Source organism: Enterobacteriaceae endosymbiont of Donacia cincticornis, from assembly GCF_012568845.1.
Classification (GTDB): domain Bacteria; phylum Pseudomonadota; class Gammaproteobacteria; order Enterobacterales; family Enterobacteriaceae.
The window spans coordinates 430,410-454,754 of the sequence record NZ_CP046194.1; the positions used below are offsets into that span (position 1 = coordinate 430,410).

Genomic DNA, 24,345 nt, shown 5'->3' on the forward strand with positions numbered 1-24,345 from the left:
ATTTTAATATTTAAAATTATTATTTTAACTTTTTTTAAAGTTAAATAAAAAATAATATTTTTCAGAGTATTATTATGAAAAAAAAAATTTTTAAAAAAGTATTAATTAATCTTATAAATGTTAATAAATCTTTTTACGGCAAAAAAATTATTTCTAATTTAAATTTAAATATAAATGATGGAGAATTTGTTACTTTATTAGGTCCTTCAGGTTGTGGTAAAACTACTATTATTCGTTTAATAGCAGGTTTAGAACAAGTAGATAGTGGTTTAATTTTATTAAACAATACAGAAATAACAAAATATCCAGCTGAAAAAAGACAAATTAATACTGTTTTTCAAAGTTATGCATTATTTCCTCATATGTCTGTATTTGATAATATAGCTTTTGGATTAAGAATGCAAAAAAAAACATATCAAGAAATAATTACTAAAGTAGAAAAAATTTTAGATATAGTACAATTAAAAAATTTTATAAATAGTAAACCACATGAATTATCTGGAGGACAACAACAAAGAGTTGCTATTGCAAGAGCAGTAATAAATCAACCAAGATTATTATTACTTGATGAATCGTTATCAGCTTTAGATTATAGATTACGGAAAAAAATGCAAAATGAATTAAAAGCATTACAAAGAAAGTTAGGTATTACTTTTATATTAGTAACACATAACCAAGAAGAAGCTTTAAGTATATCAGATAGAATTATTTTATTACGTAATGGTAAAATAGAACAGGATGGTACTCCTAGAGAAATATATGAAGAACCTAAAAATTTATTTGTAGCAAAATTTATAGGAGATATCAATATATTTAATGCTTCTATTTTAGAAAAAATTAGTGGTAATCAATTTAAAGCTAATTTAGAAAATTATATTTGTACTATAAAAGTACCATTTGAAATTGCTTCTGGAGAAAAAATACATGTTTTATTAAGACCAGAAGATTTAAAAATAAAAAAAATTAATCAAAATACTGATGAAAATACAGGTTTAATAGGTTATATACAAGAAAAAAATTATAAAGGTATGACATTAGAATCTATATTAAAACTTAATAATGGTAAAATTATTACTGTCAGTGAATTTTTTAATGAAAATGATCCTTATGTTGATCATCCACTTAATCAAAAAATGTTAATCAATTGGATTGAAACATGGGAGATTGTATTACCTTATGATAAAAATAATAAAACATATTAAAAAAATTACAATTTTTTTAATTATTAGTTGGTTATCATTATTTATTTTTTTACCTAACATAATATTAATTATTATTAGTTTTCTAAAAAAAGATAATCATGACTCAATAATATTTAATTTTTCTTTCAATAATTATTTTAATTTATTTAATAATTTATATATTAAAGTATTTATAAATACTTTAATAATTTCATTAATTACAACAGTAATATGTTTTTTAATAGGTTATCCATTCGCTTGGTGTTTAACTAAAATATCTGTAAAAAAAAAATCTTTAATGTTATTTTTTTTATTTTTACCTTTTTGGGTAAATTCTTTAGTTAGAATATATTGTCTAAAAATTTTTTTAGGTGTTAATGGTTGGTTGAATAATATTTTATTATATTTTAAAATTATTCATTATCCTATTCATATAATTTATACTACTAGTGCTGTTATTTTAGGATTAATATATATTTTGTTACCTTTTATGATAGTACCAATATATTCTAGTTTAGAAAAATTAGATCGATTTTATATAGAAGCAGCTAAAGATTTAGGTGCTCAACCATGGAAAATTTTTTTTCATATAATTATTCCTTTAACGACTTCAGGAATTATTGCAGGTTGCTTATTAGTCTTTTTACCTAGTATGGGAATGTTTTATATTTCTGATATAATGGGTGGTTCTAAAAATTTATTAATTGGAAATATAATTAAAAATCAATTTCTTTATATCAGAGATTGGCCCTTAGGAGCTGCAACAAGTAATATAATTACATTATTTACTGGTATTTTTTTAATATTATATTTTAAAATTATAAATTTTTTAAATAAAAAGGAATTTAAAAAAAATGTTTAAATATATATGTAGAATAATTTTTATCAATATAATTTATTTATGGTTTTATATACCTATTATATTATTAATAATAAATTCTTTTAACTCATCACGTTTTGGAATTATATGGGAAGGATTTAGTACTAAATGGTATTTTTTAACTATACATAATAGCTCTTTGTTAAGAGTTACATATCATTCTTTATGTGTTAGTATTATTACAGCAACTTTTACAACTTTAATTGGTTTATTAACAGCTCTATCATTATATTATTATAATGTATATGTAAAATTTTTAATAAATATTTTATTATTTATAGTAATTATTTCTCCTGATATTGTAATGGGAATTTCTTTATTATTATTATTTATTTTATTAGATTTTCCTTTAGGTTTTTGGTCTTTATTATTTTCTCATATTACATTTTGTTTCCCATATGTAGTTATTAATATTTATTCTAGATTAAAAAATTTTGATATTCGTATGATAGAAGCAGCTAAAGACTTAGGTGCTAATGAAACTATTATTTTAACAAAAATAATATTACCAATAATATTCCCTGTTATTATTTCTAGTTGGTTGATAAGTTTTGTTTTATCTATGGATGATATAACAATATCAACATTTGTAACTGGACCAGAATATGAAATTTTACCATTAAGAATTTATTCAATGGCGAAAATAGGCATTACTCCTGAAATTAATGTTTTAGCAACTATATTAATAGTAATATCTTTATTTTTAGTAATTATAAGTAAAATTCTTTTAGGTAAATATAAAATATTTAATGAAATTAATTCTTTATTAGAATAAATATCATAGATGTTAAATATATATTATTTTTGACATTTCTTACAAAAGAAAGTACTTCTGTTTCTTTGATTTATCTTTATAATTTTTGTATGACATATTTTACATAATTTATTTTCTTTTCTATAAACATAGAAATATTTAGAATAAGTACCAATATTTTTATTAGGTAATTGATAACTAATAATAGTAGAACCTCCATATTTAATTGATTTATTTAAAATAAATTTTATATTTTTTACTAAAAATGTAATTTCTTGAAAATTTAAATTATTAGATATACGTATAGGTAATATTTTTGATAGAAATAATGACTCATTTGCATATATATTACCTATACCTGTTACAATTTTATTATCCATTATTAATATTTTAATAGGAATTTTCTTTTTCCTACTAATATTATATAAATATAAATTATTAAATTCATTAGTTAATGGTTCAGGACCTAATTTTTTTAAAAAAATATTTGTTTTATAATTTTTCGTTTCCCATAACCAAAACCCAAATTTTCTTACATCTGTATATCTTAAAATTAAATTATTATCAATAATTAAATCAATATGATCATGTTTATGATATTGAGAGGAATTTTTTATATTATTCATAATAAATAATTTCCCTGTCATACCTAAATGAATAATAATTGTATTATTAATTAAAATTAATAAAATATATCTTCCTCTTCTTTTAATATTTAAAATTTTTTGATTATTTATTTTAATAATATTATTAGAAATAATATATTTTAATTTTTTAATTCTAACAATAGAATAATTAATTATTTTTCCTCGTAATAAAGGTTTTATTATATTTTTAATAACTTCTACTTCAGGTAATTCAGGCATAATAATTATTTACCAACGCAAAATTGTGAAAAAATATTATTTAATAAATCTTTAGAAGTAAATTTTCCAGTAATTAAATCTAAATTTTTTTGTATTAGTCTTAAATCTTCAGCAATTAATTCTAATGAATAAGTTTTTAAAAAATTTTCTTGTCCTTTTATTAATAATTTGTAAATAGAATTTAAGGAATCCATATATCTTGTTCTAGCTGTAAATTGATCTTCATTATTGTTAGTATTTATAATTTTTTTATTTATAAAATTTGTTAAAATAGATATTCCTTTTTTATTTTTTACAGATAATTTTATAATTACATAATAATTTTTATAAATTATTTCTGAATTATTATTTGTAATATCAATTTTATTACGTATGATAATAATAGGTATTTTATTCATGAAATTTTTTAAATATTTTTTAATTATTTGAGATAAATTTTTTTCTGAAATTTGATCTTCAACTACTAAAAATATATAATTTGTATTTTTTATTTCTTGAAATGTTTTTTCTATACCTATAACTTCAATTTTATTTTTAGTATTTCTAATACCTGCTGTATCTACAATTTGTATTGGTACTGAATTAACATAAATTTTTTCATATAAAACATCTCTAGTAGTACCAGGAATATCAGTTACTATAGAAACATCTTTATTAGTTATTAAATTCATTAAACTAGATTTTCCAGAATTAGGTGGACCAATTAATACTATTTTAATTCCTTCTTTAATTCTTATTCCATTTTTTACATATTCTATTATTTTTATTAAAAATTTTAATAATTCTTTTAATTTTATAAAGATTTTTTTACAAAAAATAGAAAAATCACTTTCATAATTAAATTCTAAAAAAGATTCTATTTTTACTCTTATATTAATAATTAAATTTTTAAAATCTTTTAATAATAAAGAAAATTTACCATTCATTAAATTCATTGCAGAAAAAATAGCTTGTTTAGAATTAGCAGAAATAATATCAGCAATTGCTTCAGCTTGAGTTAAATCTATTTTTTTATTTAAAAAAGCTCTTTTAGAAAATTCTCCTGGATATGCAATCCTAATGTTATTAATATTTATTATAATATCATTTATTAATAAATCTATTAATATAGAATTTCCATGACATTGTAACTCTAAAATATCTTCTCCAGTAAAAGAATTAGGTTTAGGAAATAATAATGCAATACCTTTATCTATAATTTTATTTTTATAAAAAAATGGTAGATAATGCGCATATCTTGGTTTTATATATTTTAACTTTAATATATGTTTAATTACACTAGTAACTTTATTACCAGATATTCTAATAACTCCTATACTACCTTGACCTAAAGAAGTAGCTCGTGCAATTATTGTATAATATTCTTTTTCCATAAATTTTTTAAACTTAATTATAAAATTTTATAATTTTGGTTATTTATTTGATAAATAATCCATTTTTGTTGCAAAATAGTGATTAAATTATTAATTATATAATATAAAACTAATCCAGAAGGAAGCCATAAAAAAAAGAAACTAAAAACAATAGGTATTATATATGTAAATTTGTTTTTTATAAAATTATTACTCTCATATTTATTTTGACTAAAATATTGTATAACTAACATAGTAATACTCATAATTATTGGTAATATATAATATGGATCTTCTGATGATAAATCTTGTATCCAAAAAATAAATTTAGCATGTCTTAATTCAATTGAACTAATTAACATATAATATAAAGCTAAAAAAATAGGCATTTGTATAATAAATGGAAAAAATCCAGCAAAAGGATTTAAATTTTCTCTTTTGTATAATGAAATTATTTCTTTATTTAAACGTTCTTTATTATTAGAAAATTTTTCTTTTATTTTTTGTATTTCTGGTTGTAAATCACTCATTTTAGTAACAGTTATATACTGTTGTTTAGATAATGGATATGTTAATATTCTTATTATAATAGTAATAATAATAATTGAAATTCCCCAATTTTTTACTATACTAAAAATAAAGTTTAATAATTTAAATAATAATTTAGATAAAAATCCTAAAAAACCATAATCTATAGTTAGATCTAAAAAAGGTGCAATTGTAGACATTGTTTTTTGGATTTTAGGTCCTATCCATAATTGAGATGTAAAATTATGTTTTTGCCCTGGTAAAATTAAATAAAATGGAGATTTAAAACCAATACTAATTATATTAGTAAATATTTTTTTTATATAAACAGTATTTTCTTGATTAAAATGAGGAAAAATCCAAACTGAAGTAAAATACTGTTGTAACATTGCTATCCATCCATTATAAGTTTTAAACTGTATATTTTTTTTTTTTAAAATATAAGGAAATTTATATTTTTTAAATTTTGTATTTTTTGTTGAAAAAGCTACTCCGTCAAATGTTTTCATAGTGACATTATTATGTTTTTTATCTAAATATTTTTGAGGAGTAATGCTTGATTTATCTATTTGACCAAAAATACCTATACTGATAGGTTTATTATCCAAATTAAAAATTTGATGATGAATTTTAATTAAATAACTTCCTTTTTTAAGGATAAAAGTTTTTACATATAAAATATTATTTTTAATAAAAAAAAAAGGTATTTTTAATATGTTTTGATTTTTTTTAAATGTAAAAAAATTTGAATTTGTAAAAAATTTAGAATTTTTATAAAAATTAATATTTTTTTTAAATTTGTCATTTTTTATGACACCACTTTTTATTTGATAAATAAAATCAGTATTTTTTCTTAGTAAAGTAAAAAATTTTTTAGAATGTAATTTTTCAAAATAATCTAATAATTGTACTTTTTCGATTGTACCTCCATAAAGATTTATAGATATAAAAAATTTATCTGTTTTAATTAAAATATTATCTTTTTTTATATTTTTAAAATTTTTTCTAGATTGTTTTTTTAAATTAATATGATTACTATTAATAATATTTTTTATTATATTGTTTTTTGTATAACTAAATATTGTTTGCCAATTATTTAAAATAACAAAACAAAATAAGCAAAAAATAATCAGAAAAATATTATTTTTTGAATTCATGATTCATATCTCATTTTTTAATTAAAAAATATAAATTTAATTATAACGTAAAATAATAAATTTGACTTATTTTTATACAAAATTATTTTTTAAAATAAAACCATATATTTTCTAAATGTTTTTTAAAAGAAAAAATATTAATTTTTAATATATTTTTATTATATAAAATAATAACATAATCTCTATTAAAAATAGAATATTGATTTAAACGAAAATATTCACGAATGATTCTTTTAAATTTATTCCTAATATATGTTTTATGAACTATTTTTTTGGGAATAATTATTCCTATTCTAGGATATTTAATTTTATTTTTTTTATTTAGCATAATAAAATATGAATTATTTAGTTTATTATTTTTTTTAAAAATAAAATTAAAGTTTAATGAAATTAAACGTTTATTTTTTGTAAAATTAAACATTTTTATCTAATTTTTTTATCTGAAATACTTAAATAAATACGTTTTTTAGCACGACGACGATTTATAATTTGTCTACCATTTTTTGTTTTCATTCTACATCTAAAACCATGAGATCTATTTTTTTTTAAAATAGATGGTTGAAAAGTACGTTTCATTTAGTTTACACTTATATTTAAGTAATATATAATAATTATCACATAAAATAATTTTTTTATATATATTTTTTTATTATTTTAAATTAAAAATTTGTATATTATACATTAATTTTAAAATAAGAATTATGGAAAATAATATTATTGTTAATAGAGAATTAATAATTAAACCATTACAATATGTTACTAATATTATTAGTAATAAATCTTTATATCCTAATCTTAATAATATTTTAATAGAGGTTTTAGATAATGGAATAGTTTTATTTAAAAGTACTAATTTAGAAATAGAAATTACATCTTTTATTAAAAGTAAATATTTAAATAAAAATTACTCTGTTATAATTCAAGGAAAGAAATTTTATAATATATGTCGTTCCCTTTCTAAAGAAGATAATATAAAAATAGTATTTAATATTAATAAAATGATTATTTCTACAAAAAATTGTTATTTTATAATAACTACTTTACCTGCAAATAATTTTCCAAATATAAATTTTTTAAAACATGATATAGAATTTAATTTAACAAATAAAATATTAAAAAAATTAATATATGCTACATATTTTTCAATAGCAAATAATGATGTAAGAAAATATTTAAATGGATTATTTTTACAAATTAAAAATAATATTTTAAACATTATATCAACAGATGGACATAGATTATCTTTTTATCAATATATTTTAGATAAAAATCTTATAGATTATAGTATTATAATTCCTCGTAAAAGTATTTTTGAATTATCTAAAATAATTAATAATACTAATGATTTAATTAATATTAAGATTAATAATAATTATATTTGTTTTACTTTTAAAAATTTAAAATTTATATCTAAATTAATTGTAAGTAATTTCCCTGATTATCAACAAATTATACCGAAATCATTCTATCAAACAATTAAAATTAATCGTATATTATTTAAAAATGTTTTAAACAGAATTTCTATTTTAGTAAATGAAAAAACAAAAGGAGTTAATTTATTATTTAGTAATAAATATTTAAAAATTTTTACTAGTAATATTAATAATGAAAAAGCTGAAGAAATATTAGAAATAGAAAAATTTCGAAATAAACAAACGCATGATATCCAAATATCATTTAATATTAATTATTTAATTGATGTTATTAATATATTAGAAAGTAACTTTATTAAACTATCTTTTATTGATAATACTTCTAGTATTAAAATAGAAGATAATTATGATAAAAATAAAATTTATTTAATTATGCCAATGAAAATATAAATTTTTTTAATTTTAAACAAAATGAGAATTAAATTTGACAAATAAATATTATGATTCATCAAGTATTCAAATTCTAAAAGGATTAGATGCTGTTAAAAAAAGACCAGGAATGTATATTGGGAATACAGATGATGGTACAGGATTACATCATATGGTATTCGAAGTAATAGATAACGCAATAGATGAATCTCTTTCTGGCTATTGCAAAAACATACAAGTAATTATGCATAAAGATAATTCTATCTCTATTTTTGATGATGGGCGAGGTATACCTACAGATATACATAAAGAAGCTCAAATATCAGCTGCTGAAGTTATTATGACTATATTACATTCAGGAGGTAAATTTAATAATAAATTTTATAAATTATCAGGAGGTTTACACGGAGTAGGAATTTCTGTAGTAAATGCTTTATCTAAAAAATTAGAACTTATTATTAAAAGAAATGGGAAAACATATAAACAATTATATTATTATGGAATACCTCAAGAAAGATTAAAAATTATTGGTATTAGTAATACTACTGGGACACATATTAGATTTTGGCCTAATTACGATATTTTTACTACAATCCAAAATTTTAATTATAAAATTTTATCTAATAGATTAAAAGAATTATCTTTTTTAAATTCAGGATTAATTATTTCAATTATTGATAACAAACAAAAAAAAAAAGATGTTTTCCAATATAAGGGAGGTATAAAAGAATATATAAAATATTTAAGTAAAAATAATAATTTTATTAATAAACAAATTTTTTATTGTTATACTAAAAATAATAACATTGATATAGAAATTGCCATGCAATGGAATAATTCATTTAATGAAGAAATATATTGTTTTACTAATAATATACCTCAAAAAAATGGAGGTACTCATTTATCTGGATTAAAAGCAGCTATAACAAGAACAATAAAACTTTATATAGATAAAGAAGGATATAATAAAAAAAAAAATGTTAATTTAAAGGGAGAAGATACTAGAGAAGGCTTAACCGCAATTATATCAATAAAAATTTTAAATCCAAAATTTTCTTCTCAAACAAAAGAAAAATTAATATCATCAGAAGTAAAATCATTAGTAGAATGTTATGTAAATCAACAATTAATGTTTTTTTTATTAGAAAATCCAAATGATGCCAAAAATATTGTAGAAAAAATTATTAATGTAGCTAAAATAAGAGATATTGCTAGAAAGACTAAAAATATAATAAAAAATCAAAATATAAGTAGTATATCAAGACTACCAGGAAAATTATCTGATTGTCAAGAAAATAATCCTGCATTATCTGAAATTTATTTAGTAGAAGGAGATTCAGCAGGAGGATCAGCAAAACAAGGTAGAAATAGAAAAACACAAGCAATTTTACCTTTAAAAGGTAAAATTCTTAATGTAGAAAAAGCTAAATTTAATAAAATTATTACTTCACAAGAAATAATAACTTTAGTTACAGCGTTAGGTTTTAATATTAATCTAGAAAAATATCATTTAGATCATTTAAGATATCATAATATTATTATTATGACAGATGCAGATGTAGATGGAGCACATATTCGTACTTTATTATTAACATTTTTTTATCGTCAAATACCTAAAATTATTGAAAAAGGTTATATATATATAGCACAACCTCCACTTTTTAGAATTAAAAAAGGCAATAAAAAATTTTATATTAAAAATAATGAAGAAATGGAAATATTTATGTTAAATTCAGCTGTAGAAAAAGCTGTTTTTTATTTTAAAAAAACCGAAGAAAAATTAACTGATAAAAAATTAATAGAATTAATGAATGAATATAATTCGATTAAAAAAATTATAAAATTTTCTCAATATAATATTAATAATAAAATATTACATGCATTATTATATAATAAAAAATTAAATTTATTAAATAATTCTGTAAATATAGATTTATGGTTACATGAATTAATTTTATTTTTAAATAAAAATTATTTAAATATTAAATATTCAAGTAATATGAATAAAAACATTAATAAAAATATTTTTGAGTTAATAATTTATGAAAATAAATATGAAAATATAAATAAGTATTTATTAAATAAAAATTTTTTTATGAGTAATGAATATAATAAAATATGTTTATTAGGTAATAAATTACATTCTTTACAAAAAAAAGGTATTTTCCGTGTTAAAAAAGGAGAAAAATATAAAAACATTAATTCTTTTGAAGAAGGAATCAAATGGTTATTAAAAAAATCTAAAAAAAGTTTTTCTATACAAAGATATAAAGGATTAGGTGAAATGAATCCAAATCAATTATGGGAAACTACTATGAATCCTTTAACTCGTAATATGTTAAAAGTAACAATTAAAGATGCAATTTTAGCTGATAAATTATTTACAACTTTAATGGGTGACGAAGTTGAACCTAGAAAATTATTTATAAAAGAAAATGCTTTAAAAGTATTAAATATTGATTTTTAATTTTAACATTAAATAATTTATAGAAAAAGTATTTTTTAAATAAATAATATCTAAATATTAAATCAATAATTATCTAAATCTATAGATTTAATTTTTTCTTCTATATTATTTTTTTCATAATTATTAATAATTTCTTTATTAATTAACCCTTTTTCTATTTCACGTAATGCTAAAATAGTTGCTTTATCATTTTTTTCTGACAGTAATGGAATTTTACCTTTTATTTGTATTTGTCTAGCTCTTTTAGCTGCTAAAATAACTAAATCAAATCTATTACCTATTTTTTGAACAGCTTTTTCTACTGTAACTCTAGCCATAATATTACCTTTTTTTACAAAACATTTACTTATTATAAAAATAGTATTAGTAATAATTATTATTATACATATATTTAAAATATATAAGTTATAAAATTTATAATATTTGTATATATAAAATTTTTAATATAATTAAAGGCTTAAAATAATATGAATTATAATAACATTTCTTCTGGAGAAAATATTCCTAACGATATTAATGTAATTATTGAAATTTCTTCCCATTCAAATCCAATAAAATATGAAATTAATAAAAAATATGGAATACTATTTGTAGATCGTTTTATTACTACACCTATGTTTTATCCATGTAATTATGGATATATAAATAACACATTATCATTAGATGATGATCCATTAGATGTAGTTGTTATAACTAAATATTCTATTATTCCTGGTACAGTAATAAGATGTCGTCCGATAGGAATATTAAATATGATAGATGAATCAGGAGATGATAAAAAAATCATAGCAGTACCACATAATAAAATTTCACAAGAATATTTATTAATTAATAAAATTCAAGATTTACCAAAATTATTACAACAACAAATTATGTATTTTTTTCAACATTATAAAGATTTAGAAAATGAAAAATGGTGTAAAACAAAAAGTTGGGGAAATTTACTTCAAGCACAAACAGAAATTTTATCTTCTATTAAAAGGTTTAAACAAAAAAAAGATTAATAAATAGAAATTATATAAAAAAAAATAAAAATTTATATTTCTTTTAAATACTTTTTAGTATATAGATCTTAGATAATCTATTATTAATATTTATTAATTATATTAAGGAAATAAAATGTCTAAAATAAAAAAAATAATAGGTAGAGAAATTATTGACTCTAGAGGCAATCCTACTATCGAAGCAGAAGTTCATTTAAATAATAACATTATCGGGATTGCTTCTGTTCCTTCTGGAGCTTCTACAGGAACTAAAGAAGCAATAGAATTACGTGATAATAATAAAAAAAGATTTTTAGGACAAGGAGTTCTAAAATCAGTAAAAATAATTAATACTATTTTAAATAAATATTTAATTAATCAAAATTCATTTGATCAATCATATATTGACGAAATTATGATTAATTTAGATAATACTGAAAATAAATCTAATTTAGGAGCTAATACTATTTTAGCTGTTTCTTTAGCTAATGCTAGAGCATCTGCTTTATTTCATAATATACCATTATACAAACATATTAGTAATATTTATGGTGGTGTAAATAAAAATTTTTTTATGCCTATTCCTATGATTAATATTATTAATGGTGGGAAACACGCCAATAATAATTTGGATATACAAGAATTCATGATTCAACCTATTAGTGCCAAAAATATTAAAGAAGCAATACGTTATGGGTCAGAGATATTTCATCATTTATCATTTGTACTTAAAAAAAATAAATTAATTACATCAGTAGGAGATGAAGGTGGATATGCTCCTAATTTAAAAAATAATACTGAAGCATTCAATATGATATCACAAGCAGTTAAAAATGCAGGATATATTCTTGGTAAAGATATCACTTTTGCTATTGATTGCGCAGCATCTGAATTATTTTTTAACAATAAATATCATTTAAAAAGTGAAAATATTAATCTTTCTTCTAAAGAATTTACACATTTTTTATATAATTTAATTCAAAAATATCCTATTACTTCGATAGAAGATGGTTTAGATGAAAATGATTGGAAAGGTTTTATATATCAAACTAAAACATTAGGTGATAAAATTCAATTAGTAGGAGATGATTTATTTGCTACAAATATTAAATTTTTACAAAAAGGTATTAAAAATAATATTGCTAATGCTATTTTAATTAAGTTAAACCAAATTGGATCTCTTACAGAAACATTATCAACTATAAAAATGGCTAAAAAATCAGGATATAAAGTTATTATATCACATAGATCAGGAGAAACAGAAGATACATTTATTGCTGATTTAGCTGTAGGTACAAATGCAGATCAAATTAAAACTGGTTCTATGAGTCGTTCTGATAGAAATGCTAAATATAATCAATTAATTAGAATTGAAGAACAATTATAAATTATTTTTATAGACTATGTTGATATATTCAACATAGTATAGATTTATTTTTATAAATTTATTTAATAAATATGAATATATATAAAGAAAAAAAAATACTTTTTTGGTTAAAAAAAAATAGTTTTTTAGCTAAAAAAATATTAATGGTATCTTATTTTTTAAATTTTATTAATATACTTATTTTAATAATAAAAAATTTGGTGTTAGCAAAAATAATAGAATTTTTTTTTTTAGAAGTAAATAAAAAATATATTTTTTATTATTACAACATAATATGTTTATGCTTAATAATAAATTCATTATTATCTTTTTTAATAGATAAATATAATTTTTTATATAGTCAAAAAATTAAAATTTTTATTAGAAAAAAAATTTTACGTAAATTAACATCTCAATATTTTAATTATTTTAAAAAACAAGCTTTAGGATCTGATTTATCTTTAATTATAAATAATATAGAAAATTTGCATGATTATTATCATCAATATATACCTCAATATTTTACAGTTCAAATATCATCATTAATAACTCTAATTACTATATTTGCAATTAATTGGATATTTGGAATAATAATTATTATTATTAGTGTATTAATAATATTTTTTATAATATTAATTGGAGATAAAACTATAAATAAAAATAAAAAAAATTTTAAAATTTTATCTGTTTTAAGTGGAATATTTTTTGATAGATTAAAAGGGATAGAAACTATTAGAATATTTAATTTTCAAAAAATTGAAATAAACAAAATGATATTATTTATTGAAGAACTTAGAAAAAAAAATTTTGAAATATTAAAAATTGTTTTTTTAACTTTTACAATTTTAGATTTTTTTTCTTCTATTACTTTAGCTTTTGTAATTATGTATTTCAGTTTTTCATATTTACATATAATTAATATTGGCTTTTATCATAAAAATATCGGAATATTACATAGTTTTTTTATACTTATTATTATTTCTGAATATTTTCAAAATTTTAATAATTTAGGTAAATTATATCATATAAAATCTAAAGCTATTGGGGCCGTAAATAATATTTTAAAATTATTAAGTAATAAATCTATTATTTTAAATACAAAAAAAAATTTTTTTTTAAAACAAATTAAAAAATTAACAATTCATGCTAATAATTTAGTAATTAAAAACAATAAAGGACGTATACTAATAGGTCCTTTATCATTCAAAATATTTTCTGGAACAAATATAGTTATTACCGGCCCTAATGGAGCTGGTAAAAGCACATTATTTAATGTTTTTCTTGGAATCACACCATATGAAGGATCTTTAAAAATTAATAATATTGAATTTAATAAAATTAATTTATATAGTTGGTATAAATACATATCATGTGTTCAACAAAATCCTCAATTATTTGCCACAACAATTAAAAAAAATTTATTTTTTTCTACAAAATTAGATAATATTAAAATAAATAATATTTTAAAAAGAATTAATATAATAAATTTTTTAAAAAAATTACCTGATAAATTAAATACTATTATTAATAGAGAGAATATATGTTTATCAATAGGACAAATGCAAAAAATAATAATTGCTAGAGCATTAATTAAAAATTATATGTTGTTATTATTAGATGAACCTATAGCTAATATAGATATTAATAGCCAAAATGATATTATAAAAACAATAAAAGAAAATTTATCAATTTCAAAAATAAGTATCACTATTACACATAAAATTGATCAAATTAATTATTATAATGAAATTTGGCATATGAAAAATGGGAAAATTATAATGAAATCATTTAATAAAAATTTATATAAAAAAGAAAATTTATTTCTTAAAAGAGTTTTTTAAAATGTTTTATTTATTAAATTATGTAAAATATCATAATAAATTTTTAAAAAAAATTATTTTAGGTATATTATTAGCAATAATTAATAATTTAATGAATTTATTATTATCTATAATATCTGGATCTTTATTAACTTATACTTTTTTAATCGGTATAAAAAATAATAGTACATATTATAATTATATAATACCCATAATTCTTATCAGAATAATTTTTATAATTAAAACTATTACACAGTATTTTGAAAAGATAATTCAACACAATAATACTTTATATTTATTAAATAATTTTAGAATATTAATTTTTAATAAAATATTTCCTTTATATCCAACTAATTTAATTTCAATATTTAATATTGACATCTTAAATATGTTAATTTCAGACATTGAAATTTTAGATTTTTTCTATATAAAAATATTTGTTCCAATAATAGTTATTATTATAATAACTATTATAGTTTTAACTTATTTAAGTATTATAAATTTTATTTTTTTTATAATATTATTTGTTACTATATTATTTTTGATATTATTCTATTTTTTTTATTTTTATAAAAAAGGAAAAATAATAGGAGAAAAATATATTTTTTTAAAAGAAAAATACTTTTTTTATATAAATAATTTTATATTACAACATACAGAATATAAAATATTTGAAGGAATAAAACATATATCTTTTAAAATAAAAAATTTAGAATTAAAATTAGAAAATATACAATTAATAAAAAATACTTATAATATTCAATCTAAATTATTAATGAATATATTAATTAATATTAATTTATTATTAGTATTAATATATTACTATAATAGTATATCAAAATATCAAATAATATTATTTTTATTATTTTTTATTACATTTTATAAAATATTATTTCCATTAAACAATGTTTTTCAAAATATTCATGAAATATTTTTATCAGCTAAAAAAATTTTTTATTTGATAGAAAAAAAACCTACTGTTTTATTTGTAAAAAATAATATAAAAATAAATAATTATTTAATTTTATTAAAAATAGATAATTTATCTTTTTATTTTAATAAAAGAAATCCATATATTTTAAAAAATATATCATTATATATAAAAAAACATCAAAAAATAGCAATTACTGGACATAATGGTAGTGGAAAATCAACATTATTTATGTTATTAACTAGAGCATGGGATCCTGTAAAAGGTAAAATTTTTTTAGATAAATATAATTTAAAAAATTGGGATTTAATTTCATTAAGAAATAATATAAGTGTAATGACTCAAAAAATATATCTTTTTAGTGATACATTAAAAAATAATATCTTATTAAATAATCAAAATAATAAAAATATTAATGATTCTTATTTAAAAAAAATTTTAAAATTAGTAGGTTTAAAAAAATTATTAGAAAATGAAGGTTTAAATACATGGATGGGAGATGGAGGAAGATTACTTTCTGGAGGAGAATTAAAAAAATTAGGTATTGCAAGAATTATAATCCATAATGGAAATTTAATATTATTAGATGAACCTACAGAAGGATTAGACGAAAATTCATCTTTTAAAATCATAAAGTTAATTTTATCATTTTTTAAAAAAAAAACTGTTATAATTATAACACATAATATTCATATTTTAAAAAAAATGGATTATATTTATTTGATAAATAATGGTTCTATAATTGAAAAAGGAAAACATAATAATTTAATAAATAAAAAAGAATATTACTGGAATTATATTAAAAATAATATAATATTATAATTACATCATTATATTAATAAGGAATGGTAATGCCTAAAAAAGATAATATAGAAATGCAAGGAGTAGTATTAAATACATTACCTAATACTATTTTTCATGTAAAATTAGAAAACGGACATATTATAACTGCACATATTTCAGGTAAAATGAGAAAAAATTATATTCGCATTCTTACCGGAGATAAAGTTACTGTAGAATTAACTCCATATGATTTAGAAAAAGGTAGAATAATTTTTCGTAGTCGTTAAACTTTTTATATATAATATAATATAAAATAAAATTAATTATTTATTAATTTTACTTAAAAATTTTTGTGCATCTAATGCTGCCATACAACCTGTAGCTGATGATGTAATTGCTTGCCTATAATTTTTATCTATAACATCACCAGCTGCAAAAATACCAGGAATACTAGTTTGTGTATAATTTAAATTATTTAAATTATCATTATTTATGGTAATATAACCATTTTTATCTAATTTTAGATATTTTTTAAATAAATTACTATTAGGGGTAGTACCTATTAATATAAATACACCAAATGTTAAAATATTTATAACATTTTTATTATTATTTATAGAATTAATATTAATACTATTAACTCCTTTTTCATCACCTAAAATTTCTTTTAGTACATAAGGAATATGTAAAAATATTTTTTTCTTTTCTACTAAAAATTTTAATTTATTAAGTAGTATTTTTTCAGCATTAAAAATATTTTTTCTATGTATTAAATGTACTTCAGATGCAATATTAGATAAATATATTGCTTCTTCTATGGCAGTATTACCTCCACCTATAACTGAAACTATTTTATTTCGGAAAAAAAAACCATCACAAATAGCACATGAAGATACTCCTTTACCTATAAATTTTTTTTCTGAATTTAAACCTAAAAATTTTGGATTTGATCCTGTAGCGATAATAATACTATTACATACATATGTATGTATGTTACCTTCTACAATAAAAGGTGTTTTTTTAAAATTAATAATTTTAGTTATTGTATCATTAATAATATTAGTATTTAAAAATACTGTGTGATTATGTAAATTATCCATTAATTTTTGCCCAGTTATTTTAGGAAAATTTCCTGGCCAATTTTCTATATTAGATGTTTTTGTTAATTGACCTCCAATATTATTTCCTGTTACTAAAATAGGATTTAAATTTGCTCTTACCGCATATATAGCAGCTGTATAACCAGCAGGTCCAGAACCTATAATAAGTAATTGTGTTTTTTTTGTATTTTTCATATTATTTAATTAATCAAAATATTTTTAATATTATATATAAAATATTAAACAATTAATAATTTTTAAAAAAAATTTTATATAAATTTTAATTCTATAGTAAAATACTATATATATTTTTTATAAGAAAATCATTATGTTAGATGTAAAATTATTACGTAATAATATTAATTATGTATATACAATTTTAAAAAAAAGAAATTTTAATTTGGATATTAATTTAATAAATAAATTAGAAAAAGAAAGAAAATTTTTCCAAATTAAAATAGAAAAATTACAAATAGAAAAAAATAAAATATCTTATATTTTATCTAAAAAAAATGTTAATAGTATTTCTGATTTAAAACAAAAATCTATTGTTACCAATAAAAATATATTAAAATATAAATCTGTATTAAATAATATTAAAAAAAATATAAAATATATTTATTCTTCTATTCCTAATTTACCACTTGAAGAAGTTCCTATAGGAATTAATAAAACAAAAAATAAAGAAATTAAAAAATGGGGTAAAATACCCGATTATGATTTTATGATAAAAGATCATTTAGAATTAGGTTTATTACATAAAGGAATCGATATTGAATCTGGTGTTAATTTAAGTGGATCAAAATTTTTTGTACTAAGAGGAATAATAGCTTATTTACATAGAATACTTATTCAATTTATGTTAGACATTCATGTAAATCAACATAATTATCAAGAAATTTATGTTCCTTATATAGTAAAACAAGAAACTTTATATGGGACAGGACAATTACCTAAATTTAGTAAAGATCTTTTTCATATACAAAATTTTAAAAATAATAGTACATGTAAATATTTTTTAATTCCTACAGCAGAAGTACCATTAACTAATTTAGTATATAATAAAATTATTGAAGAAAATAAATTGCCTATTAAATATGTTGCTCATACTCCTTGTTTTAGATCTGAAGTTGGTTCATATGGTCAATATAATAAAGGATTAATACGTACACATCAATTTGATAAAGTAGAATTAGTACAATTAGTAAAACCACAATATTCTATAAAAACCTTAGAACAAATTACTACACATGCAGAAAAAATATTACAATTATTAAATCTACCATATAGAAAAGTATTATTATGTACAGGAGATATGAGTTTTGCATCAAGTAAAACTTATGATTTAGAAGTATGGTTTCCTTCAAAAAAACAATATTATGAAATATCTTCTTGTTCTAATATGGGTGATTTTCAATCTAGAAGAATAAAAGCTAGATATAGAAGAATAAAAGATAAAAAAATTAAATTTATACATACTTTAAATGGTTCTGGATTAGCTGTAGGTAGAACATTAGCCGCAATTATGGAAAACTATCAACTTAAAAACGGAAATATTAAAATACCTAGTATTCTTCAATCTTATATGAATGGTATGAAATATATCAAAACAAAAAAAATTTAATAATTATAATTTTTGTTCAAATAAATTTTGGATAGAATTATATAAATTAATAGTCTTAAAAAGACGAGTAGGTACTACAAAAATAGTATCATCACCTGCAATAGTTCCTAATATACCTTCTGATTTTCCTAAAGAATCTAATAATCTTGCTATTAGTTGTGCAGCTCCTGGACTTGTATGAATAATAATTAAAACATCATTATAATCGATGTCTAATACTAGATTTTTTAATGGACTTGTTGTATTAGGAATATTTAATTCTAAGGGAAAACAATATACCATTTCCATTCTTGTATTTCTAATTCTTACTGCACCAAATTTAGTTAACATTCTAGATACTTTAGATTGATTAATATTATGAAATCCTTCTTCTTGTAAAGCACGAACAATTTCAATTTGAGTACTAAATTTTTCTTGTTTTATTAAATTTTTAAATGTTTTAATTAAATTAGCTTTTTTTTTTTTTATAGAAATTACACTCATAAAGTTCACCAAAAAAACAAAAGAAAAATATTTTTTTTAAAAAAAAATTTATTATATTATTTATTCTGTTTTATTAAAATAATTTTAAAAATAAAAAGACTAATTGCATTTGTTACGCGTATATATTATCATAATTTAATACAAATATGTATTTTTTTATTAAAAAATTAAAAATAAATAATTTTATTTAAATTATTTATTTTTTGGATATATAAAATGAATATTTTGTTAAATAAAAAAATTGATCGTCAATGGTTCCTTATAAATGCAAAAAATAAAATTTTAGGAAGATTATCTAGTATTATCACCCATTACTTAATAGGTAAACATAAAATTTCATATTTACCTCATATTGATATAGGTGATTATATTATAGTGATAAATGCCAACAAAATTAAAATAACTGGAAATAAATTAAAAAATAAATTTTATTTTAGTCATAGTGAATATGCAGGTGGATTAAAAAAAATCTCATTAGAAAAATTAATGATAAAAAATCCTTGTAAAGTTATTCAACATTCTGTTAGAGGAATGTTACCTAAAAATAAATTAGGAACATTAATGTTAAATAGATTAAAAATTTATACAGGGGAAACACATAAACATATAGCACAAAAAAATAATATTTTAAATATTTAATTATTTTATAAAGGATATATATTTATGAATAAAATAAATTGTAATTATCATACAATAGGACGAAGAAAAAGTTCTTCTTCTAGAGTTTTTATGAAAATAGGAACTGGTAATATTTTAATTAATAAAAAAAAAATAAATACTTTTTTTACTAGAAATACACATCGTATTATGGCATTAAAACCTTTACAATTAATTGAAATGCATAATAAATTTGATTTATATATTACTGTTAAAGGAGGAGGTATTTCAGGACAAGCTGGAGCGATTAGACATGGTATTACAAGAGCTTTAATAAAATATGATAATTTTTTTAGAAAAAATTTAAAAAAAGCAGGTTTTATTACTAGAGATGATCGTAAAGTAGAACGTAAAAAATTTGGTTTTAAAAAAGCAAGACGTAGTCCACAATTTTCGAAACGTTAAAATTTTACTTATTTTAAATAAATTTTATATAAAAAAAATTAATTATTTTTAATCATTTTATTAGTATTTATAGAGTTTAATATGGATAAATTTTTGATACAAGGTCCAGTACAATTAAAAGGAGAAGTTAATATTTCTGGATCAAAAAATTCTGCTTTACCTATTTTATTTGCATCACTTTTAACAAATGAATTAATAGAAATTAAAAATATTCCTAAATTAAAAGATATAGATGTAACTATTAAACTACTTTTAACATTAGGTGTAAAGATAAAAAAAGGTAAATCATTAATAATAAATGCAAATAACTTATATAAAAATTATATACTTCCTAAAAAATTAATTCAATCTATTAGAGCTTCTATTTGGTTAATAAGTCCATTATTAATTCGTTTTAAAAAAATAAAAATATATTTACCAGGTGGATGTTCTATAGGAAGAAGACCAATTGATTTACATATTAAAAATTTAAAAAAATTAGGTGCTAATATTTATATTAAAAATGAGTTTATTATAGCATCTATAAATAATAGATTTCAGGGTGCTTACATTTTTATGAAAAAAAGTAGTGTAGGAGCTACAATAAATAGTATTTTAGCAGCAATTTATGCTAATAATATAACTATCATTGAAAATGCAGCTAGAGAACCTGAAATAGAAGATTTAATTAATTTTTTAAATATGATAGGTGCAAATATTAGAGGAGGAGGAACCAAAAAAATTATAATTAAAGGTGTTAAAAAATTAACAGGAGGTATTTATACTATAATGCCGGATCGAATTGAAACTGGAACTTTTTTAATAGCTGCTGCTCTATCTCGAGGTAAAGTTTTATGTAAAAATACTAATCCTAAAAATTTAGATATTTTGTTTAAAAAATTAAAACATGTAGGTGCAAAAATTAAAATAGGTAAAGATTGGTGTAGCCTTAATATGAATAATAAAAGACCTAAAGCTATTGATATTATTACAGGTCCATATCCTAAATTTCCTACTGATATACAACCTCAATTTACTTTATTAAATTGTATTGCATTAGGTAAAAGTATAATAACAGAAACTGTGTTTGAAAATCGTTTTTTATACATATATGAATTAATAAAAATGGGAGCAAAAATTTTTATTAAAAATAATAAAGTATTTTGTCAAGGTGTAAATTTACTTTATGGTTCTGAAATTGAAGCAACCGATTTAAGAGCTGCAATAAGTTTAGTTTTAGCTGGATGTATCGCTACTGGCATAACTATTATTAATAATATTAATTATATTGATCGTGGTTATGAAAATATAGAAAATAAATTAATTAATTTAGGTGCTAGAATTATAAGATTAAAAAATTAAATTTATTAATATAAAATATATTAAATATATAATAATTTTATATTAATAAAATTTTTATAAGGATTATAGTTAATGTATGCTATTTTTGATAATTATGGAAAACAATATAAAGTTATACAAGGACAAATTATTCAATTAGAAAAAATACAAAGTATTATTGGTAGTAAAATTGAATTTAATAATGTTTTATTAATTTTTAATAAAAATAAATTAAACATAGGTAATCCTATAATTCCTGGAGGAAAAATTATAGCAGAAATAATATCACATGAAAAAAAAAAAAAAATAAAAATAATAAAATTCCGTAGAAGAAAGCATTATCGTAAAACACAAGGTCATCGTCAACTATTTACTAATATAAAAATTATTAAAATTACATCTTTAATATAAAAGGAAGAAAATATGGCACATAAAAAAGCAGGAGGATCATCTCGAAATGGCAGAGATTCACATGCTAAAAGATTAGGAATAAAATGTTATGGAGGAGAAAAAGTAAAACCTGGTTATATTTTAATAAGACAAAGAGGTACTAAATTTCATGCAGGAAATAATGTAGGATGTGGTAAAGATCATACTTTATTTGCTAAAATAAATGGTATTGTAAAATTTACTCACAAAGGAATACGGAAAAAATCATATATTAATATTATTAATATATAAATAAATGTTAATAGTTTATTAATTTTTATTAAAATATATTTAAATATATTTTATAAAATGGAGTTAAAATGAAGTTTTTTGATGAAGTAATTATATATATTAAAGCAGGTAAAGGAGGAGATGGATGTATTAGTTTTTATCGTGCAAAATTCCTTCCTAAAGGAGGTCCAGACGGAGGTAATGGAGGAAAAGGAGGGAATATATATATAATAGCTAATCATAATATTAATAATTTAAAAAATTTTCATTATAAAAATAATTATGTAGCTGGTAATGGTTTAGACGGACAAAATCGGAAACGTACTGGAAAAAATGGGAAAAATTTAATTATTCAAGTTCCATTAGGTACAAAAATTATTGATATAGAAAAAAATATAGTTTTAATACATTTAAAAAATGAAAACCAAATGTTTTTAATTGCAAAAGGTGGAAAAAATGGATTAGGAAATATTAATTTTAAATCTTCTATAAATAGAACTCCATATAAAAAAACTATAGGTGATTTAGGAGAAATAAAAAAAATTAAACTAGAATTAATTTTAAAAATAAATATAGGTATTTTAGGTTTACCTAATTCTGGAAAATCAACGTTTATTAAAAATATATCTTCAGCTAAAACTAAGATTGGTAATTATATTTTTACTACTACAAAACCTATTTTAGGTATTATTAAAAATAAATTAGATTATTCTAATATTTCTATATTAGATGTACCAGGTATTATTAAAAATTCTTTTTCAGGGAAAGGATTAGGTTTAGATTTTATTAAACATTTTAAACATTGTAATTTAATTTTTTTTGTTATAGATATATCAATTATCAATATAAAAGATAATATATCTAATACTTTAGATATAATCTATAATGAGATTATAAAATATGATAAGGCATTATTGTTAAAAGAACAATGGATCATTTTTAATAAAATTGACTTGTTACATAACTCAAATTATTTGATATCTTCTATCAAAAAAGTTTTAACAAAATATCATTATATAAAAAAATTTTATTTAGTATCATCTAAAAATAATATTGGAATAAAAAAATTATATATGGATATTTCAAATTATTTATATAATTTAAAAAATATAAAATATTAATTTTTATTTATAAAATTATATACATCTTTTATATAATTTTATTATTCTTAATAATTATCTACAGAAATATATAAAATTTAATTTTATTTAATTTCGGATTATAAA

25 protein-coding genes are annotated in these 24,345 nt (G+C 18.7%); 17 read left to right on the plus strand and 8 right to left on the minus strand.

Annotation, left to right across the window (positions count from 1 at the left end; translation table 11 throughout):
* Positions 1 to 74: 74 nt before the first annotated feature.
* The 3 genes from potA to potC are packed head-to-tail and all read left to right on the plus strand — an operon-like array spanning position 75 to position 2,836.
* Entirely contained in the window at positions 75 to 1,202 is a 1,128-nt protein-coding gene (potA, locus tag GJT99_RS02090; RefSeq protein WP_168894054.1) for a spermidine/putrescine ABC transporter ATP-binding protein PotA, read from the plus strand.
* Complete coding sequence (gene potB, locus GJT99_RS02095; RefSeq protein WP_168894055.1) at positions 1,177 to 2,043, plus strand: spermidine/putrescine ABC transporter permease PotB; 867 nt, start codon at positions 1,177 to 1,179, stop codon at positions 2,041 to 2,043. The genes potA and potB overlap by 26 nt, the downstream gene beginning before the upstream one ends.
* Positions 2,036 to 2,836 (plus strand): spermidine/putrescine ABC transporter permease PotC, encoded by an 801-nt coding sequence (gene potC / locus GJT99_RS02100; protein WP_168894056.1) that lies wholly within the window; start codon positions 2,036 to 2,038, stop codon positions 2,834 to 2,836. Before potB ends, potC begins: the two co-directional genes overlap by 8 nt.
* Before the next feature lie 23 nt (positions 2,837 to 2,859).
* Here the strand turns inward: potC and mutM are convergent, their stop codons facing one another.
* From mutM to rpmH, 5 genes are all read right to left on the minus strand, one after another.
* Positions 2,860 to 3,681, minus strand: coding sequence for a bifunctional DNA-formamidopyrimidine glycosylase/DNA-(apurinic or apyrimidinic site) lyase (gene mutM, locus GJT99_RS02105; RefSeq protein ID WP_168894057.1), 822 nt, complete (start codon positions 3,679 to 3,681; stop codon positions 2,860 to 2,862).
* Between the two features lie 5 nt (positions 3,682 to 3,686).
* Positions 3,687 to 5,054 carry a tRNA uridine-5-carboxymethylaminomethyl(34) synthesis GTPase MnmE gene (mnmE, locus tag GJT99_RS02110; RefSeq protein WP_168894058.1) on the minus strand — a complete coding sequence of 456 codons (1,368 nt, stop codon included), beginning with the start codon at positions 5,052 to 5,054 and terminating at the stop codon, positions 3,687 to 3,689.
* 17 nt (positions 5,055 to 5,071) lie between these two features.
* Positions 5,072 to 6,718 (minus strand): membrane protein insertase YidC, encoded by a 1,647-nt coding sequence (gene yidC / locus GJT99_RS02115; RefSeq protein WP_168894059.1) that lies wholly within the window; start codon positions 6,716 to 6,718, stop codon positions 5,072 to 5,074.
* Between the two features lie 82 nt (positions 6,719 to 6,800).
* On the minus strand, positions 6,801 to 7,139 hold the full coding sequence (gene rnpA, locus GJT99_RS02120) for a ribonuclease P protein component (protein ID WP_168894060.1): 339 nt from the start codon (positions 7,137 to 7,139) through the stop codon (positions 6,801 to 6,803).
* Between the two features lie 2 nt (positions 7,140 to 7,141).
* Entirely contained in the window at positions 7,142 to 7,294 is a 153-nt protein-coding gene (gene rpmH, locus GJT99_RS02125; RefSeq protein WP_168894061.1) for a 50S ribosomal protein L34, read from the minus strand.
* A gap of 125 nt (positions 7,295 to 7,419) precedes the next feature.
* On the opposite strand from rpmH, the gene dnaN reads away from it, so the two are divergent.
* The gene (dnaN, locus tag GJT99_RS02130; protein WP_168894062.1) at positions 7,420 to 8,541 is read left to right on the plus strand and encodes a DNA polymerase III subunit beta; all 1,122 of its coding nucleotides are present in this window, start codon (positions 7,420 to 7,422) and stop codon (positions 8,539 to 8,541) included.
* A 34-nt stretch (positions 8,542 to 8,575) separates the two neighbouring features.
* The gene (gene gyrB / locus GJT99_RS02135) at positions 8,576 to 10,987 is read left to right on the plus strand and encodes a DNA topoisomerase (ATP-hydrolyzing) subunit B (protein WP_168894063.1); all 2,412 of its coding nucleotides are present in this window, start codon (positions 8,576 to 8,578) and stop codon (positions 10,985 to 10,987) included.
* Positions 10,988 to 11,049: 62 nt separating this feature from the next.
* Here gyrB and rpoZ read toward each other — a convergent pair whose 3' ends face one another.
* Complete coding sequence (gene rpoZ, locus GJT99_RS02140; protein WP_168894064.1) at positions 11,050 to 11,304, minus strand: DNA-directed RNA polymerase subunit omega; 255 nt, start codon at positions 11,302 to 11,304, stop codon at positions 11,050 to 11,052.
* Between the two features lie 150 nt (positions 11,305 to 11,454).
* On the opposite strand from rpoZ, the gene ppa reads away from it, so the two are divergent.
* From ppa to infA, 5 genes are all read left to right on the plus strand, one after another.
* On the plus strand, positions 11,455 to 11,991 hold the full coding sequence (ppa, locus tag GJT99_RS02145; protein ID WP_168894065.1) for an inorganic diphosphatase: 537 nt from the start codon (positions 11,455 to 11,457) through the stop codon (positions 11,989 to 11,991).
* A 115-nt stretch (positions 11,992 to 12,106) separates the two neighbouring features.
* Positions 12,107 to 13,357: a phosphopyruvate hydratase gene (gene eno, locus GJT99_RS02150; protein ID WP_168894066.1), complete on the plus strand. Its 1,251-nt coding sequence runs from the start codon at positions 12,107 to 12,109 to the stop codon at positions 13,355 to 13,357.
* A gap of 71 nt (positions 13,358 to 13,428) precedes the next feature.
* The gene (locus GJT99_RS02155) at positions 13,429 to 15,177 is read left to right on the plus strand and encodes an ATP-binding cassette domain-containing protein (RefSeq protein WP_168894067.1); all 1,749 of its coding nucleotides are present in this window, start codon (positions 13,429 to 13,431) and stop codon (positions 15,175 to 15,177) included.
* Between the two features lies 1 nt (position 15,178).
* A complete protein-coding gene (locus GJT99_RS02160) occupies positions 15,179 to 16,909 on the plus strand; it encodes an ATP-binding cassette domain-containing protein (protein WP_168894068.1) in 1,731 nt (576 codons plus the stop codon).
* A 29-nt stretch (positions 16,910 to 16,938) separates the two neighbouring features.
* A complete protein-coding gene (gene infA / locus GJT99_RS02165) occupies positions 16,939 to 17,157 on the plus strand; it encodes a translation initiation factor IF-1 (RefSeq protein WP_168894069.1) in 219 nt (72 codons plus the stop codon).
* A 36-nt stretch (positions 17,158 to 17,193) separates the two neighbouring features.
* Here the strand turns inward: infA and trxB are convergent, their stop codons facing one another.
* Positions 17,194 to 18,165, minus strand: coding sequence for a thioredoxin-disulfide reductase (gene trxB, locus GJT99_RS02170; protein WP_168894070.1), 972 nt, complete (start codon positions 18,163 to 18,165; stop codon positions 17,194 to 17,196).
* A 133-nt stretch (positions 18,166 to 18,298) separates the two neighbouring features.
* On the opposite strand from trxB, the gene serS reads away from it, so the two are divergent.
* Positions 18,299 to 19,594, plus strand: coding sequence for a serine--tRNA ligase (gene serS, locus GJT99_RS02175; RefSeq protein WP_168894071.1), 1,296 nt, complete (start codon positions 18,299 to 18,301; stop codon positions 19,592 to 19,594).
* A 3-nt stretch (positions 19,595 to 19,597) separates the two neighbouring features.
* Here serS and argR read toward each other — a convergent pair whose 3' ends face one another.
* Positions 19,598 to 20,077, minus strand: coding sequence for a transcriptional regulator ArgR (gene argR / locus GJT99_RS02180; RefSeq protein ID WP_168894072.1), 480 nt, complete (start codon positions 20,075 to 20,077; stop codon positions 19,598 to 19,600).
* A 216-nt stretch (positions 20,078 to 20,293) separates the two neighbouring features.
* Between argR and rplM the strand changes: the two genes are divergently transcribed.
* The 6 genes from rplM (at position 20,294) to cgtA (ending at position 24,240) form a co-directional block, all read left to right on the plus strand.
* On the plus strand, positions 20,294 to 20,716 hold the full coding sequence (rplM, locus tag GJT99_RS02185; protein WP_168894073.1) for a 50S ribosomal protein L13: 423 nt from the start codon (positions 20,294 to 20,296) through the stop codon (positions 20,714 to 20,716).
* Positions 20,717 to 20,740: 24 nt separating this feature from the next.
* The gene (gene rpsI / locus GJT99_RS02190) at positions 20,741 to 21,139 is read left to right on the plus strand and encodes a 30S ribosomal protein S9 (protein ID WP_168894074.1); all 399 of its coding nucleotides are present in this window, start codon (positions 20,741 to 20,743) and stop codon (positions 21,137 to 21,139) included.
* Positions 21,140 to 21,220: 81 nt separating this feature from the next.
* Complete coding sequence (gene murA / locus GJT99_RS02195) at positions 21,221 to 22,480, plus strand: UDP-N-acetylglucosamine 1-carboxyvinyltransferase (RefSeq protein ID WP_168894075.1); 1,260 nt, start codon at positions 21,221 to 21,223, stop codon at positions 22,478 to 22,480.
* Positions 22,481 to 22,552: 72 nt separating this feature from the next.
* Positions 22,553 to 22,870 carry a 50S ribosomal protein L21 gene (gene rplU / locus GJT99_RS02200; protein ID WP_168894076.1) on the plus strand — a complete coding sequence of 106 codons (318 nt, stop codon included), beginning with the start codon at positions 22,553 to 22,555 and terminating at the stop codon, positions 22,868 to 22,870.
* Positions 22,871 to 22,882: 12 nt separating this feature from the next.
* Positions 22,883 to 23,140, plus strand: coding sequence for a 50S ribosomal protein L27 (rpmA, locus tag GJT99_RS02205; RefSeq protein WP_168894077.1), 258 nt, complete (start codon positions 22,883 to 22,885; stop codon positions 23,138 to 23,140).
* A gap of 68 nt (positions 23,141 to 23,208) precedes the next feature.
* Positions 23,209 to 24,240, plus strand: coding sequence for an Obg family GTPase CgtA (gene cgtA / locus GJT99_RS02210; RefSeq protein ID WP_168894078.1), 1,032 nt, complete (start codon positions 23,209 to 23,211; stop codon positions 24,238 to 24,240).
* Positions 24,241 to 24,345 lie beyond the last annotated feature (105 nt).

What these genes read in the sequence shown, in the direction of transcription:
- argR (WP_168894072.1), bottom strand. Translation starts at nt 20,077, where the DNA reads ATGAGTGTAATTTCTATAAAAAAAAAAAAAGCTAATTTAATTAAAACA.
- mutM (WP_168894057.1), bottom strand. Translation starts at nt 3,681, where the DNA reads ATGCCTGAATTACCTGAAGTAGAAGTTATTAAAAATATAATAAAACCT.
- rpmH (WP_168894061.1), bottom strand. Translation starts at nt 7,294, where the DNA reads ATGAAACGTACTTTTCAACCATCTATTTTAAAAAAAAATAGATCTCAT.
- rpoZ (WP_168894064.1), bottom strand. Translation starts at nt 11,304, where the DNA reads ATGGCTAGAGTTACAGTAGAAAAAGCTGTTCAAAAAATAGGTAATAGA.
- rplU (WP_168894076.1), top strand. Translation starts at nt 22,553, where the DNA reads ATGTATGCTATTTTTGATAATTATGGAAAACAATATAAAGTTATACAA.
- GJT99_RS02155 (WP_168894067.1), top strand. Translation starts at nt 13,429, where the DNA reads ATGAATATATATAAAGAAAAAAAAATACTTTTTTGGTTAAAAAAAAAT.
- infA (WP_168894069.1), top strand. Translation starts at nt 16,939, where the DNA reads ATGCCTAAAAAAGATAATATAGAAATGCAAGGAGTAGTATTAAATACA.
- mnmE (WP_168894058.1), bottom strand. Translation starts at nt 5,054, where the DNA reads ATGGAAAAAGAATATTATACAATAATTGCACGAGCTACTTCTTTAGGT.
- GJT99_RS02160 (WP_168894068.1), top strand. Translation starts at nt 15,179, where the DNA reads ATGTTTTATTTATTAAATTATGTAAAATATCATAATAAATTTTTAAAA.
- serS (WP_168894071.1), top strand. Translation starts at nt 18,299, where the DNA reads ATGTTAGATGTAAAATTATTACGTAATAATATTAATTATGTATATACA.
- rplM (WP_168894073.1), top strand. Translation starts at nt 20,294, where the DNA reads ATGAATATTTTGTTAAATAAAAAAATTGATCGTCAATGGTTCCTTATA.
- potC (WP_168894056.1), top strand. Translation starts at nt 2,036, where the DNA reads ATGTTTAAATATATATGTAGAATAATTTTTATCAATATAATTTATTTA.
- rpmA (WP_168894077.1), top strand. Translation starts at nt 22,883, where the DNA reads ATGGCACATAAAAAAGCAGGAGGATCATCTCGAAATGGCAGAGATTCA.
- dnaN (WP_168894062.1), top strand. Translation starts at nt 7,420, where the DNA reads ATGGAAAATAATATTATTGTTAATAGAGAATTAATAATTAAACCATTA.
- cgtA (WP_168894078.1), top strand. Translation starts at nt 23,209, where the DNA reads ATGAAGTTTTTTGATGAAGTAATTATATATATTAAAGCAGGTAAAGGA.
- murA (WP_168894075.1), top strand. Translation starts at nt 21,221, where the DNA reads ATGGATAAATTTTTGATACAAGGTCCAGTACAATTAAAAGGAGAAGTT.
- rpsI (WP_168894074.1), top strand. Translation starts at nt 20,741, where the DNA reads ATGAATAAAATAAATTGTAATTATCATACAATAGGACGAAGAAAAAGT.
- eno (WP_168894066.1), top strand. Translation starts at nt 12,107, where the DNA reads ATGTCTAAAATAAAAAAAATAATAGGTAGAGAAATTATTGACTCTAGA.
- yidC (WP_168894059.1), bottom strand. Translation starts at nt 6,718, where the DNA reads ATGAATTCAAAAAATAATATTTTTCTGATTATTTTTTGCTTATTTTGT.
- rnpA (WP_168894060.1), bottom strand. Translation starts at nt 7,139, where the DNA reads ATGTTTAATTTTACAAAAAATAAACGTTTAATTTCATTAAACTTTAAT.
- ppa (WP_168894065.1), top strand. Translation starts at nt 11,455, where the DNA reads ATGAATTATAATAACATTTCTTCTGGAGAAAATATTCCTAACGATATT.
- potB (WP_168894055.1), top strand. Translation starts at nt 1,177, where the DNA reads ATGATAAAAATAATAAAACATATTAAAAAAATTACAATTTTTTTAATT.
- potA (WP_168894054.1), top strand. Translation starts at nt 75, where the DNA reads ATGAAAAAAAAAATTTTTAAAAAAGTATTAATTAATCTTATAAATGTT.
- trxB (WP_168894070.1), bottom strand. Translation starts at nt 18,165, where the DNA reads ATGAAAAATACAAAAAAAACACAATTACTTATTATAGGTTCTGGACCT.